Here is a 13,839-nt window from a genome sequence, read left to right on the forward strand (position 1 = left end):
TACCCTAACCTTTTTTGAATGATTTTTCTACCGTCAGTTCGTCACTTTCGCAAATGCGAGTGTCGCATTGTGGCCCCCGAAGCCAAGTGAGTTACTGAGTGCATACTGAATGTCAAGTTCCCGATTTCCTTCACGTACATAATCAAGGTCGCAATCTGCTGCAGGTGATTCACAGTTGATCGTCGGATGAATCTTCCCTTCATGAATCGAAAGGGCTGTGATGACTGCCTCGACGCCACCTGCTCCTCCGAGAAGATGACCAATCATCGATTTCGACGAGTTGACCGCGAGTTTGTCGGCGTGTTCCCCGAACACACGACGAATCGCTTTCGTCTCAAGCATATCGTTGAGCGGTGTGCTCGTGCCGTGTGCGTTGATGTATTGAACGTCTTCCGGCTTGATTCCCGCATCGCGAATCGCCTCACTCATCGCTTTTGACCCGCCTTCTGCTTCTGGTGACGGTGCAGTGATGTGATAGGCGTCTGAACTCATCCCGTATCCGACGACTTCTGCATACATTTTCGCTCCACGTGCCTTCGCATGTTCATACTCTTCTAATACGAGTACACCGGCGCCTTCACCCATGACAAACCCGTCGCGGTTCTCGTCAAATGGACGGCACGCTGTATTCGGGTCCGGATTCGTTGAAAGTGCTTTGTTCGAACAAAAGCCTGCGAACGAGAGTGGTGTGATCGGCGCTTCCGCTCCACCGGCGAACATGGCAATCGCATCTCCCCGTTGAATGACGCGGAACGCTTCTCCGATTGAGTTCGTCCCTGATGCACATGCTGTCACGGAACAGTTACTCGGTCCTTTAGCCCCGAGGTAGATCGACACTTGTCCGCTCGCCATGTTCGGAATCATCATTGGAATGAAGAACGGGCTTACACGACGCGGTCCACGGTCATGAAGGATGGCTGACTGCTTGTCGATTGTCTCGACGCCACCGATTCCGCTCCCGATCCACGTACCGACTTCATCGGCGATGGCTTTGACATCAAGCCCACTGTCTTTATGGGCTGCGTCTGCCGCCAACAGTGAGTATTGAATGAACGAATCCATCTTGCGTGCTTCTTTTGGTTCGACTAAGTGTTCGATACTCCACTCTTTCACTTCCGCTCCGACTTTCGCCGGATATTGACTGATATCGATTTTTGTCAACGTATCAATGGCGTTATCCCCTTTTAAAAGACGATCCCACATTGTCGACACGTCGTTTCCTAACGGTGATACGACTCCTAATCCTGTCACTACTACTCGTTTCATGAATGATTCCCCTCCGTAATTGTTGCATGATTCCATGTCAGACAGCTTGCACCCCATGTGAGCCCGGCACCAAACCCTGCGATGACGACCGTTTGTCCATCTTGGATTTTACCAGATTTGACGGCTTCCGCTAAGGCGAGCGGAATGGATGCCGCCGATGTGTTCGCATGGTCTTGAATGGTCATGACGACTTTCTCTTCTTCTAAATCTAATCGTTCCATCGCCGCATCGATGATTCGACGATTCGCTTGGTGCGGCACAAGAACGTCGAGGTCGTTCAACGACTTGTCGGCTTTGTTTAACGATTCGAGCACGATCTCCGGCATTTTCCGTACGGCGAACTTGAACACTTCGCGACCGTTCATGACGATCTTTCCTTCATCGTTTTCATACAAGTGCTTGCCACCTGTCCCGTCACTTCCAAGTACGATGGAGTCGATTGAAGCGATCTCGTCTTCCCCGAGTACGACAGCTCCAGCTCCGTCTCCGAATAGGACAGCTGTTGACCGATCATCCCAGTCAATCAAACTTCCCATCTTCTCTGCTCCGATGACAAGCGTTTTCTTGAAGCCTTTCGAGTCCATCAGGCTTTTCGCTGTATCCATTGCGAAGATAAATCCGCTACATGCTGCACTGACGTCGAATGCCACAGCAGCTTTCGCGCCAAGATTCGCCTGAACCACGCACGCGGTTGCCGGGAAGGCTGGCGCAGTCGCCGTCGCACAGACAATCGCCTCGATCTCATCGATGCTGACCCCAGCGCTCTGTAACGCCCGTTCTGCGGCATGTGTCGCCATATCCGAGACTGATACGTCACTTTCTGCTAAATGTCGTGCCTCGATGCCTGTACGCGTACGAATCCACTCATCGCTCGTATCCATTCGTTTTTCTAAATCGATATTTGTCACCCGATTGTCCGGTAAGAACGATCCGATGCCGATGATTCCAATATTCATATCGTCGACCCCTATTCTTAGTATCTGGTACTAATATAAGGGAATAAAAAGAGGATGTCAATGCATCCTCCTTATGATCAATTGATTAAGCTTGTTCGAGGCGTTTCGTGACAGCCATGACCATCTTCGCAGAGTTGATGGATGCCGTCTCTAAAAATTCATCAAACGACAAGTTCGCTTCTTCGTCCGCGCTGTCTGAAATCGAGCGTGTGACAACGAACGGAACACCGAACTGGTAACACGTTTGCGCGATTGGAGCAGCTTCCATCTCGACGGCAGCGACGCCATCGAAATGGCCAAGGATGTCCGCTACACGTTTTGAGTCGTTGATGAACGAATCCCCTGTTACGATTAATCCTTGATGCACGTTCACGTCCGGTAAGTTTTCAATCACATCTTTACAGACGCTGACGAGCTTTGGATCGGCTTCATACGCTGGTGGCATCCCTGGTACTTGTCCGTACTCATAGCCGAATGCTGTCACGTCAACATCGTGGTGACGTACTTCCGTTGAGACGACGACGTCACCGACTTTCATCCCTTTTTTAAATCCGCCGGCAGAACCCGTATTGATGACGACGTCCGGCTTGAATTTATCAATCAAGAGTGTCGTTCCGATGGCGGCATTGACTTTCCCGATGCCTGACTTCAAGATGACGACTTGCATGTTTCCAAGATACCCTTCATAAAAATGATAGCTTGCGATTTCTGTATCTTTACGTTCAGTTAGTTCGTTCCGAAGCAAATTCACTTCTTCTTCCATCGCACCGATGATTCCAACTTTCATACCGATTCCTCCTCAGAAAGAGAGCGACTTCCAAGATGGAGGTCGCTCAACAACTTATTTGATTTCTTTGATTTCGACGATCATGTCGCCACCTGGTGTTTGAACCGTGACCACATCTCCGATCGTACGGCCAAGAAGCGCTTTCGCGATTGGTGATTCGTTCGAGATTTTCCCTGTGAACGGGTCTGCCTCGGCACCACCGACGATTGTGTATGTCTCGTCTTCGTTATCTTCTTGGATGAAGAACGTTACAGTTTTCCCGATTGAGACAACCGAGTTATCGCCTGCATCATCTTGAATGATGACTGCGTTGCGGAGCATTTCTTCTAATTGTGCGATTCGTCCTTCGACCATCGCTTGTTCTTCTTTCGCCGCGTCATATTCCGCGTTTTCCGATAAGTCACCGAAATCACGAGCAATCTTAATATTTTCAACGACTTCTTTACGGCGGACCGTCTTCAGTTCGTTTAATTCATTCTCGATCTTCGCTTTTCCGTCTAACGTCATATAGTGTTGTTTTTCAGCCATTTCTGTCACTCCTTCATTGTCTCCTAGTATATTACAGCTAGGGTAAATTGAAAACGATTTATTTCCTCACGCGCGATTACGCTCAGTGAGCACCCAACGGATCTTCGTCACGAGTAAATCGATTGCGACAAAGTTTTCTCCGCCTTCAGGAACGATGATGTCCGCATACCGCTTCGTCGGCTCGCAGAACTGCAAATGCATCGGACGAACGACATTCGTGTACTGTGCCACGACCGAATCGATCGAACGTCCACGTTCATTGATATCCCGCTGCATGCGGCGCAGGATGCGTACGTCAGCATCCGTATCCACGAACACCTTAATATCCATCAATTCACGCAAACGGGCATCTTCAAGTGCTAAAATCCCCTCAACGATGACGACATCGACCGGTTCGATCAAGATCGTCTCATCAGAGCGCGTATGAGCCGCGTAGTCATATACCGGCTTCTCGACAGCCTGATGTTGTTGCAATTGTTGGATATGTTCAATTAGCAAATCGTTATCAAAGGCGAAGGGGTGGTCGTAGTTCGTCTTGTACCGCTCCTCCATCGTCATTTCAGATTGATCTTTATAATACGCGTCTTGTTCAATCATGACGACCGATTGACCTTTAAACGCATCGACGAGCGCTCGGGCCACGGTCGTTTTTCCAGATCCGGTACCCCCGGCCACGCCAATAATGACGGGTTTATGTTGCATCAAAGTTAAGTCCTCCTCATCGTAATTTACGACTGATTGCTAGGCCATCACCAAGGGGCAAAATTGCAGTATGATAATCGGTCCGTGCCATCAATTGCTCAGTAAACTGCTTCACGAGACGGACAAGCCGGCGTCGACGTCGGTCAAGTACTGACACGTCCTCGAGCAAGACGTCCCCTCGTAAAAACAAATTATCGCTGTAAATCGTACCACCAATTGGTACTAAAGCGCCATACCCATCAAAAAATTTTTGATATTGTCCTTTTGCCGCATCAATAAACACGGCATCGAACTCACCTTCAATCGAACCAATCAATTCAACGGCATCACCGTGAATCAATGTGATACGATCGCGAACATCAGATCGTCCGATAAAGCCAGTCGCCTCTTCGAATCGACGAGCATTTCGTTCAATCGTGACGATTTCGGCATCTGGTAACAACTCTGCCATACGGATTGCACTGTAGCCAATTGCCGTCCCCACCTCAAGGATGCGGGTCGGTCGCTGCATCGCCAACAAAGAGAGAAGCACTTCAGAGCCCGTCAGGTCCATGATTGGAACGTGATGTTCTCGCGCAAATGCCTCCATCTCCGTCAACAGCGGAGAGCGGTCGTTGATCAATTGTTCTACATATCCCTCATAGGATGCATGGTCCACTCGTTCCACCTCTTAACTCTCTTCATTCAAACGACCGGAAGCATCCGCTTCCGGTCGTCCCATCAATTACTGTTCGCTTCTTCAAACGCTTCCCATTCGGAACGGTACGTATTGACGTTTTGTTGATGGTCCTCATAATTGACTTCGAACAAGACTTCCCCATTCGGGAACCCTTCACGTGGAGGGCGTGCATAGAAGTAAATGTTCTCTGTGTCGTTCGGGTTGAGTACCGCCTCAAACGCGTCACGACTGACAGCCGCGATTGGACCAATCGGAATCCCTTCATAACGATACGTGTTATATAAGGAATCGTTCTCCAAGTCTGCGAATGAAGTGAAAATCGACGTCTCCCCTGTACCGTACCAGACAGTCGGGTCAGACTGTAATTTCATGCCGTCGTTTAGGCGATTTTCAAAGACACCGGCAATCTCTTTCCGGTCTTCCGTCGACACAGCCTCTTTCTCGACAACCGATGCGAGCGCGAGCGTCTCATGGAAGGTACGTCCTGAATCGGCCAAACGACCTTTGTACTCTTGATACATGCTTTCGGTCGGGAGTAGCATCTCATCGATGATTTCAGTGAGTGTTACCCCTTTGTTGAATTCATATGTTGCCGGGAACAGGTATCCTTCAAGCGGATGATAAATGCCTTCCTGCAATACTTCCTCCGTCAACATCTCATGCTCGTTCACGAGCGAACTGATATATTCACGGTCACTCAATTGTTCGGAAATCTCTTCTTTCGGAATATCGGCCTCTTTCGCAAGTCGAGCGATGACCTGGTCGATTGTGAACCCTTCCGGAATGACGAGCTTGATATCAGGAACCACAATGACTTTACCTGTTTGCAACGTTTCAATCAACTCATCGATTGATTGAGATGGTGACAACGTATATGTCCCCGCTTGGAACGATGACTCGTTTTTAAAGCGTGTATAGAAACGGAAAATCGTGCTACTCCTTACAAGCCCATTCTCTTCTAGTAATTCACCAATATATCCCGAACCGGCACCGAGTGGGACTTCGACTTCAACGGTTTCCGTCGATGTCGGATCAATCGGTTCGACGGAGCGCTTCACAAAGACGTAAGCGAGTGCCGAGCCTGTGGCGATGACGAGAAGGAAGATGGCAAGGATGACAACCGTGATGCGACGAACGATCCGGTTGCGGGCACGTTTCTCATCTGACATAGATGGATGATTCATGCATTTCTCCCCTGTTCATTTTATAAAGAGAGGCGACGAGGGAAATCCCTAGCCGCCCGTCCCCTATTTAGTCTAGACCGACTTCGTCATTGACGATATCGAATGCTTCCATGACCTCTTCGAAGTCTTCATCGTCTTCGACGAGCTTCAAGATGAATTCGCCATCTTCAAGTTCTTCAATTTCAAATGCGTATACTTCGATTGTGTCTTCATCTTCTGTTTCCGGAGCGCCGACTGGTTCGAGTACAACGAATGTTTTCTTCGAACGGTCGCTTGTCATACGGAAAATTTCTGCAAATAAATGCTCGTCTCCATTTTCATCTGGAATACGGTACATTTCTTCTTCACGACGGATTTCTGCCATGAGAGATTCCTCCTTATTTCCCGGAACGGTCCAGGTAGTTTTGTAAAATCATCACGGCCGCCATTTTGTCGATGACCGCTTTTCTCTTTTTGCGGCTGACATCTGCTGAAATGAGCATCCGTTCCGCTTGCATCGTCGTTAATCGTTCATCCACCAACACGCAAGGTAAGCCTGTCTGTTCTGTGAACGCCTCGGCAAACGCCTCTGACGCCTCACCGCGCGGACCGACTGTCCCATTCATGTTTTTTGGGTGACCGACGACGACTTCTTTCACATCGTACTGCTCGATAAACGGACGAAGGAGACGGACGGCTTCGTCAAAGTCGGGTTCGGTCCAATAGACCGTCTCCACACCTTGTGCCGTCCATCCCATCAGGTCACTCACAGCGACACCAATTGTCTTCGATCCGACATCGAGTCCCATGACTCGCTTCATATTAATCCTCTCTACGATCGTTCAAATACGATTTGACCAACTCTTCGAGAAGTTCATCCCGCTCAATTTTGCGAATCAAGTTTCGCGCATCATTATGACGTGGGATGTAGGCGGGGTCACCTGACAATAAGTATCCCACGATTTGATTGATCGGTTGATAACCTTTTTCCTCGAGTGCTTGATATACCGTAATCAGCGTCTCACGTGTGTTAGCACGTTGATCATCTTCTGGAAAATTGAATTGCATCGTGCGATCCATTTGGCTCACAAGAATCCACCTCTTTCCGTTTGCACTTCACACTCTATTATGCCAGTGATTGGACGTAATGTGAAGCAAACTTCAATGCTTCGTCCAGTTTTGTTGCATCACGGCCACCTGCTTGTGCCATGTCTGGACGACCGCCACCACCGCCACCACAGCGTGTTGCGACTTCTTTAATGAGTTTTCCGGCATGGAAGCCACGGTCGTTCAAGTCTTTCGTCACACCTGCGACGAGGTTAACTTTCTCACCATTCGCCGACCCGAGGATAATCACGGCAGAACCGAGTTTCCCTTTTAAGTCGTCGACCATGCTACGGAGAGCATCCATGTCTTGTCCATCGACACGCTTCGCAATCAATTGAACGTCACCGATTGTTTCGATTGCATCCGTCAATGAAGAAGCTTCGATGTTCGCAAGTTTCGCTTTGAGCGACTCTGAAGCACGCTCCACGTCTTTGATTTCAGCTTGGAGCGCTTGAACACGTGCTGGAACCTCGAGAGGTTTCGTCTTCAACAGTTTCGCTGCCGCTTCAAGCGTCTCGATTTGCTGGTTCATCACTTCGTATGCGCCAGCCCCAGTGACCGCTTCGATTCGACGCGTTCCTGCGCCAATCCCTGATTCAGACAAGATCTTAAAGAGTCCGATTTCAGCCGTGTTGGATACGTGAATCCCACCGCAAAGCTCAACCGAGTAGTCCCCAGCCGATACGACGCGAACGACATCGCCGTACTTCTCACCGAAGAGTGCCATCGCACCTTTTGCTTTCGCATCTGCGATATTCATTTCTTCGATGTCGACACCGATCGATGCCCAAATCTTCTCGTTCACTTGACGCTCAATCGATTGAAGCTCTTCAGCTGTCACTTGACCGAAGTGAGAGAAGTCGAAACGAAGACGATCTGGTGTCACGAGTGACCCAGCCTGGTTGACATGCTCGCCGAGCGTGTCTTTCAAGGCACGATGAAGGAGGTGCGTCGCCGTATGGTTTTTCACGATTGCTTGACGTGAATCTTGGTCAACCGTCGCTGTCACTGCCACTTCCGCTTTCGCGACGCCTGACTCGACTGTGACCGTGTGCAAGTTTTGGCCGTTCGGTGCTTTCGACACATCTTTTACGCGAAGAAGGAAGTCTTCGCCGACGATTTGACCTTTGTCACCGATTTGACCGCCGCTCTCAGCGTAGAATGGCGTTTGATCGAGGATCACTTGTGCCTCTTCCCCTGCAGCGACGACGTCAACGAGTTCCCCATCGTGAATCAAGCTGACGATTTTCGCGTTCGTCTCAAGGTTGTTGTATCCGAGGAATGTCGATGGCATCGTGATGTCCGCGAGTACGCCAGACTGGATTTGCATCGATTCAACGTCAGCACGCGCTTGACGTGCACGTTCACGTTGTTCATTCATCGCTTCTTTGAAGCCGTCCTCATCGACCGTCATCTGATGGTCTTCAGCGTATTCGATTGTCAATTCGAGCGGGAAACCGTACGTGTCGTAGAGACGGAACGCGTCTTGACCGCTGATCACGTTTGAACCTGCTGCTTTTTGTGCTTTCGCGACTTCATTCAAGATTGCAAGTCCGTCATTCAACGTTTCATGGAAACGCTCTTCCTCGTTCTTGATGACTTTCTTGATGAAGTCTTTCTTCTCGTTCACTTGTGGATAGAAGTCGACCATGATGTCACCGACAACGTCGACGAGCTCATACATGAACGGACGCTCGATGCCAAGCATCTTCGCATAGCGGACCGCACGACGGAGAAGACGACGGAGGACATATCCACGTCCTTCGTTCGACGGGAGTGCACCGTCCCCGATTGCGAACGATACGGTACGGATGTGGTCAGCGATGACCTTGAAAGCAACGTCTTTGCTGCTGTCTTGACGATATACGTCGCCACTGATTTTTTCTGTTTCACGAATGATCGGCATGAAGAGGTCGGTATCGAAGTTTGTCGGTACGTCTTGAAGGACGCTCGCCATCCGTTCGAGTCCCATCCCTGTATCAATGTTTTTACGTGGAAGCTCTGTATAGTTCCCGTGCCCGTCATGGTTATATTGGCTGAATACGATGTTCCAGATTTCAAGGTAACGCTCGTTTTCTCCACCTGGATAGAGTTCAGGGTCTGTCGGGTCGTCTCCGAACGCTGGTCCACGGTCGAAGAAGATTTCGGTGTTCGGACCAGATGGGCCTTCGCCGATTTCCCAGAAGTTATCTTCAAGTGGGATGATGCGATCAGCCGGCATGCCGAGGTTCAACCAGATTTGTTTTGATTCTTCATCGTCTGGGTGAATCGTGACAGAGAGGCGATCTGGGTCGAGACCGTACCATTCGTCACTCGTCAAGAGTTCCCAACCCCATGTGATCGCTTCTTCACGGAAGTATTCTCCGACCGAGAAGTTCCCGAGCATTTCGAAGAACGTATGGTGACGTGCTGTCTTCCCGACGTTCTCGATATCGTTCGTACGAATCGATTTTTGTGCGTTGACGATTCGTGGGTTCGCAGGGATGACACGTCCATCAAAGTATTTCTTCAATGTCGCGACACCAGAGTTGATCCATAGAAGAGTAGGATCTTCGACCGGTACGAGCGACGCACTCGGCTCAACGCTGTGACCTTTTGATTTGAAGAAATCTAAGTACATTTGGCGAATCTGTGCGCCAGTCAATGATTTGAGCGGTTTCATGAACAATTCCTCCTTATTTCTGAACGAAACGAAAAAAAGCGATGCCTGCCCCTGTGGAAAGGGACGAAAGCATCGCTTCGTGGTACCACCCTCGTTCGCACGGTAAACACCGTGCCTCGAACATCCGTTAACGTGGATGAGGCGCCCAGGTTGAGTGGGGACTCCAGAATAGCTTCGGTCGGCCGACCCCCATCTTCTCGCAGCCTAGGAAGATGTCTCTGTAGAGGCGGTGACGACGTACTCATTTCCTTCATCGTCTGTATCGTTTCAGTTGTCTATTCGTCATTATCACACGCGCTTATGAAGACGTCAAGACTTCCCGCCTAAGCGTTCGACCAATTTTGTCCGTCGTACGGGTTCTTCTTCACGTGTTGCCGCCTCGAGTGCCCGTACGTCTCCGAACAACAGCAAGCTTTTCTTCGCCCGTGTCACGGCCGTATAAATCAAGTTTCGCGATGAGCGGAAGCCGCCGTTAAAGAAGACCGGCATGAGTACGATTGGGAACTCGGACCCTTGTGACTTATGAATCGTGATGGCGTAGGCGTGGGTGAACTGATCCCATTCACTACGGTTATATTCGACTTCCGTCTGATCGAATCGGATATAAATTTTATCGACTTTATCAACGTTCTCTTTCGCGTAGAAGATATTCGTGATCTCACCGATGTCCCCGTTATAGACGTTCTCCTCGGCGTTGTTGACGAGTTGTAGTACTTTATCGCCATTTCGGTAAATACGCGTCCCATGTTTCACTTCACGGGCACTCGATTTTGGATTGAACACGTGTTGAAGCGCTTCGTTCAGCCCATCGATTCCGCACACGCCTCGATACGTCGGAGCGAGCACTTGGATATCAAATGGTGAATACCCTTTCCGGAGGGCCGCTCCTGCCATCTGACAAATCGCTTGAAGCGCCGACTCTTGGTTCGCCGTGTAGAAGCGACGGTCCGGGAGCGCCGCCAATAAATCTTCTGGCATCTTTTTGGCGTTCAAGGAATGGGCGAGCCGTAAAATACTCGACTCCGACGCTTGACGGTGGACGACGTCGAGACGGACGACCGGAATCCCGTCTGTCGCCATCAAATCGGCGAGCACTTGTCCTGGTCCGACTGACGGGAGCTGGTCGCGGTCCCCGACGAACAAGATCTTCATGCCGTTCGGTACCGCTTTGAGTAAGCTTCTGAACAAGAAGATATCAATCATCGACGCCTCGTCGACGATGAGCACTTTCCCCGCAAGTGGGTTCGTCTCATCGACTTGGAACGAACTTCCGTCAAACTTTAACAGACGGTGAATCGTTGATGCCGGAAGACCCGTCGATTCACTGAGCCGTTTTGCGGCCCGACCCGTCGGTGCGGCCAAGACGAACGGGAACGGTTGGTTCGGGACAGGCTCTAACTTCCAGTCGAAGACGTCACTGAGTGCGTGAATAATCCCACGGACAACCGTCGTCTTCCCCGTACCCGGCCCACCGGTGAGCACCATGAGTGGCGATTTGAGCGCAAGCTCGATCGCTTCTCGCTGTTGGGTCGCATATTCAATCGAAAACATCTCCTCGACACGTCCGACCGCGTCAAAGATTGTCGTCATGTCCACGTCTTCCGTCGTCGATGTCGCCATGATACGCGCCAATTCCTCTGCCGCCTTTCGTTCAGCGCGGAACACCCGAGGATGATAGACGACCCCGTCATCGATGACGACCCGCTCTTCTTTTGCAAGCGACTCTAATGCAGTGACGAGCGCGTCACCTGGGTCTGCCCCGATGATTCGAGGCATCTCCGCTTCGAGTTGCTCCGCTGTCACATAGAGATGACCGTTCCCTTGTTCGAGTTCTAGGACGTAAAGTACCGCTGCCGCGATGCGTTCAGGATGAATGCCTTGAATCCCGAAATGCGCGGCGATGGCATCCGCCGTCTTGAATCCGATGCCTTGTACATCGTACATGAGCGCATACGGATTCTTCTCAATCGTTTCCATCGCCCGTCCTTCATATTCTTTATGAATTTTTGAGGCGAGACGCGGTGTCACGTCAAACGGAGCGAGAAACAAGAGCAGTTGGTCGACCCCGTATAAGACGTTCAGACGTTCCGTGATCACGCGCGCCTGCTTTTCTTTCAATCCATCGACTTCTGACAGAATACTCGGATGTTTCACGATTTGGTCGATGCAATCATCCCCGAGCGTATCCGCGATCTTTTGGGCGGTCTTTTGTCCGATTCCGGGGAAGGAACCGTTCGTCAAAAAGCGGACGGCGGCCCGTTTCGTCATCGGAACGACGCGACGAATCCAATCGGCCTTCATCTGTTTTCCGAATCGGGGATGGTCGACGAGACGACCGTGCGCCTTATACGTCTCCCCTTTTTCGATGCCGACCCCGACGCCAGCGATGACCATCTCGGTCTCGTCCGTCTCAAAATTCTTTTCTTTTATTCGTACGAGCGCAATGGTGTGCGCTTCTTCTTCTGATTGAAACAGGACTCGAATGACTTTTCCAGTCAACTCGTAAGGTGCTGCCATCATATCCGACACCTCCAGCTATTTTTCCATCATTCATTATAGCCCGAGATGAATCGATTGAACAAATGACCTAGTCGAACAGACTCAAGATTTGCTCGATTCGGTCGAGGTCGACGACTTCCAAAATGCGAATGAGTTGTTCGAGATCGACCCTGTCCAAGATGCGCTCGACTTGTTCGAGGTCCACTTCTTCAATCAACCGCTGGATTCGGTCTAAATCACCCGACGCCTCATACGCCTCGAGTCTCGTGAAGAGTTCTGTCTTCTCGATCCGAATCGAATCCTCCAACATCCCCCTAGCACCAAATAAGACGAGACCGATGACCCCCAATTGAATCAACCAATTCGTCACGACTTTCCAGAATGGGACGGTCTGCCCGATGAATGGGATGAGCGGGATGAACGTCAATTGTAGGAGTAAGATCCCGACCTGAACGTATACGTTCGGAATCAACAAACCTAAAATCGCAAGAATCAATGGAACGAACCAGCCGACCCCGACATGTTCAGACGTGAGTTGCCAGGACTTCTGTTGCGCATACACATAATGAACAATCCATCCGACAATGAGGAGCGCCACGAATAGAATGAGCAGCAGCGTTAAAAGCCCCTGCGGTTCGACGACCACTTGATATAAAATCGTGTTCGTCCACTTCCCATCCGCAAGTCGCTGATTCACCGTTTCAAATAATTGCGTGAACCACACATACTCAATAATGAAAAATAAAATGACACTGACCATGCTATATTTTCGCAAGTCATTCGACCTCCTTCTATCCATTGTCATTCCCTGACTTCGAGACAGCTAGTCGCGTTTTTGATTTGAAGAAAGCGGGAACTGTTCGAATGACATAGTGAAGGAGGAGTCATATATGGGTAAACGAATTCCAATCAGCGGATTATGTGAACTTGTGTTAGAAGTGACAGATATGGAAGAAGCCGTATCCTTTTGGCATGAAAAATTAGGTCTCCCGATCGTCGAACAATGGGTCGGAGACGATGCCGAGCCAAGTGAATCGCAAGAACAAGCGAACGAGCCTTGGGCAACGTGGCTCTACATCGGAGGGAATACGCGGCTAGGACTTTGGTTGAAACGTAACTTTACAGAAGAAGAGGATGCGAACCGAAAACAGGACGTGACCGAGTGGGACACACTCTATGATGAAGGTGGGGTCCATGTCCACTGTGCGTTCTTCGTTCCGATGGAGTCGTTTGAAAAGGCACTCGAGATCTTGAATGAGACCGATGTCCCTGTAAAACTACGGACGTGGGACGAGGATGAGACAAAGAATGGGAAAGAACGCTCGGCGTACTTCAAAGACCCTAGCCACAACATCATCGAACTGTATACGAAAAATATGGACGAGGCATACGGCGAATTCGCCGGGGAACCCGTCAAGATCACGACGAAACAACTTTAATCACGAGCACCAAAAAGTGCCATCGCAATGGAGCGATGGCACTTTCCTATC

14 protein-coding genes are annotated in these 13,839 nt (G+C 50.1%); 1 reads left to right on the top strand and 13 read right to left on the bottom strand.

Annotation, left to right across the window (positions count from 1 at the left end):
• Nucleotides 1-33 precede the first annotated feature (33 nt).
• The 13 genes from fabF to PJK55_RS05750 form a co-directional block, all read right to left on the bottom strand.
• Nucleotides 34-1,266, bottom strand: coding sequence for a beta-ketoacyl-ACP synthase II (gene fabF / locus PJK55_RS05690; RefSeq protein ID WP_271305068.1), 1,233 nt, complete (start codon nt 1,264-1,266; stop codon nt 34-36).
• Nucleotides 1,263-2,222 carry a beta-ketoacyl-ACP synthase III gene (locus PJK55_RS05695; RefSeq protein WP_271305069.1) on the bottom strand — a complete coding sequence of 320 codons (960 nt, stop codon included), beginning with the start codon at nt 2,220-2,222 and terminating at the stop codon, nt 1,263-1,265. The genes fabF and PJK55_RS05695 overlap by 4 nt, the downstream gene beginning before the upstream one ends.
• 85 nt (nt 2,223-2,307) lie before the next feature.
• Nucleotides 2,308-3,009 carry a 5'-methylthioadenosine/S-adenosylhomocysteine nucleosidase gene (gene mtnN, locus PJK55_RS05700; protein ID WP_214760592.1) on the bottom strand — a complete coding sequence of 234 codons (702 nt, stop codon included), beginning with the start codon at nt 3,007-3,009 and terminating at the stop codon, nt 2,308-2,310.
• Between the two features lie 54 nt (nt 3,010-3,063).
• Complete coding sequence (gene greA, locus PJK55_RS05705) at nt 3,064-3,537, bottom strand: transcription elongation factor GreA (protein ID WP_074035127.1); 474 nt, start codon at nt 3,535-3,537, stop codon at nt 3,064-3,066.
• Between the two features lie 66 nt (nt 3,538-3,603).
• A complete protein-coding gene (gene udk / locus PJK55_RS05710) occupies nt 3,604-4,239 on the bottom strand; it encodes a uridine kinase (RefSeq protein ID WP_074035132.1) in 636 nt (211 codons plus the stop codon).
• 16 nt (nt 4,240-4,255) lie between these two features.
• The gene (locus PJK55_RS05715) at nt 4,256-4,897 is read right to left on the bottom strand and encodes an O-methyltransferase (RefSeq protein ID WP_214748553.1); all 642 of its coding nucleotides are present in this window, start codon (nt 4,895-4,897) and stop codon (nt 4,256-4,258) included.
• A 62-nt stretch (nt 4,898-4,959) separates the two neighbouring features.
• Nucleotides 4,960-6,102 (bottom strand): endolytic transglycosylase MltG, encoded by a 1,143-nt coding sequence (gene mltG / locus PJK55_RS05720; RefSeq protein ID WP_214695437.1) that lies wholly within the window; start codon nt 6,100-6,102, stop codon nt 4,960-4,962.
• A 67-nt stretch (nt 6,103-6,169) separates the two neighbouring features.
• Nucleotides 6,170-6,466 (bottom strand): DUF1292 domain-containing protein, encoded by a 297-nt coding sequence (locus tag PJK55_RS05725; protein ID WP_078146594.1) that lies wholly within the window; start codon nt 6,464-6,466, stop codon nt 6,170-6,172.
• 13 nt (nt 6,467-6,479) lie between these two features.
• The gene (gene ruvX / locus PJK55_RS05730; protein WP_015881197.1) at nt 6,480-6,902 is read right to left on the bottom strand and encodes a Holliday junction resolvase RuvX; all 423 of its coding nucleotides are present in this window, start codon (nt 6,900-6,902) and stop codon (nt 6,480-6,482) included.
• A 1-nt stretch (nt 6,903) separates the two neighbouring features.
• Nucleotides 6,904-7,170 (bottom strand): IreB family regulatory phosphoprotein, encoded by a 267-nt coding sequence (locus PJK55_RS05735; protein ID WP_015881196.1) that lies wholly within the window; start codon nt 7,168-7,170, stop codon nt 6,904-6,906.
• Between the two features lie 37 nt (nt 7,171-7,207).
• Nucleotides 7,208-9,850, bottom strand: coding sequence for an alanine--tRNA ligase (alaS, locus tag PJK55_RS05740; RefSeq protein WP_271305070.1), 2,643 nt, complete (start codon nt 9,848-9,850; stop codon nt 7,208-7,210).
• A 309-nt stretch (nt 9,851-10,159) separates the two neighbouring features.
• Nucleotides 10,160-12,367 carry an SF1B family DNA helicase RecD2 gene (gene recD2 / locus PJK55_RS05745; RefSeq protein WP_271305071.1) on the bottom strand — a complete coding sequence of 736 codons (2,208 nt, stop codon included), beginning with the start codon at nt 12,365-12,367 and terminating at the stop codon, nt 10,160-10,162.
• 70 nt (nt 12,368-12,437) lie between these two features.
• Entirely contained in the window at nt 12,438-13,124 is a 687-nt protein-coding gene (locus PJK55_RS05750) for a hypothetical protein (RefSeq protein WP_271305072.1), read from the bottom strand.
• 115 nt (nt 13,125-13,239) lie between these two features.
• Between PJK55_RS05750 and PJK55_RS05755 the strand changes: the two genes are divergently transcribed.
• Nucleotides 13,240-13,788, top strand: coding sequence for a VOC family protein (locus PJK55_RS05755; RefSeq protein ID WP_271305073.1), 549 nt, complete (start codon nt 13,240-13,242; stop codon nt 13,786-13,788).
• Nucleotides 13,789-13,839 lie beyond the last annotated feature (51 nt).

Origin of the sequence: Exiguobacterium sp. MMG028 (genome assembly GCF_027947425.1) — a bacterium.
In the GTDB taxonomy this organism is placed as follows: domain Bacteria; phylum Bacillota; class Bacilli; order Exiguobacteriales; family Exiguobacteriaceae; genus Exiguobacterium; species Exiguobacterium aestuarii_A.

Coding starts and splice junctions, on each gene's coding strand:
- fabF (WP_271305068.1), bottom strand. CDS start 1,266: ATGAAACGAGTAGTAGTGACAGGATTAGGAGTCGTATCACCGTTAGGA.
- PJK55_RS05695 (WP_271305069.1), bottom strand. CDS start 2,222: ATGAATATTGGAATCATCGGCATCGGATCGTTCTTACCGGACAATCGG.
- mtnN (WP_214760592.1), bottom strand. CDS start 3,009: ATGAAAGTTGGAATCATCGGTGCGATGGAAGAAGAAGTGAATTTGCTT.
- greA (WP_074035127.1), bottom strand. CDS start 3,537: ATGGCTGAAAAACAACACTATATGACGTTAGACGGAAAAGCGAAGATC.
- udk (WP_074035132.1), bottom strand. CDS start 4,239: ATGCAACATAAACCCGTCATTATTGGCGTGGCCGGGGGTACCGGATCT.
- mltG (WP_214695437.1), bottom strand. CDS start 6,102: ATGAATCATCCATCTATGTCAGATGAGAAACGTGCCCGCAACCGGATC.
- PJK55_RS05725 (WP_078146594.1), bottom strand. CDS start 6,466: ATGGCAGAAATCCGTCGTGAAGAAGAAATGTACCGTATTCCAGATGAA.
- ruvX (WP_015881197.1), bottom strand. CDS start 6,902: ATGAAGCGAGTCATGGGACTCGATGTCGGATCGAAGACAATTGGTGTC.
- alaS (WP_271305070.1), bottom strand. CDS start 9,850: ATGAAACCGCTCAAATCATTGACTGGCGCACAGATTCGCCAAATGTAC.
- recD2 (WP_271305071.1), bottom strand. CDS start 12,367: ATGGCAGCACCTTACGAGTTGACTGGAAAAGTCATTCGAGTCCTGTTT.
- PJK55_RS05755 (WP_271305073.1), top strand. CDS start 13,240: ATGGGTAAACGAATTCCAATCAGCGGATTATGTGAACTTGTGTTAGAA.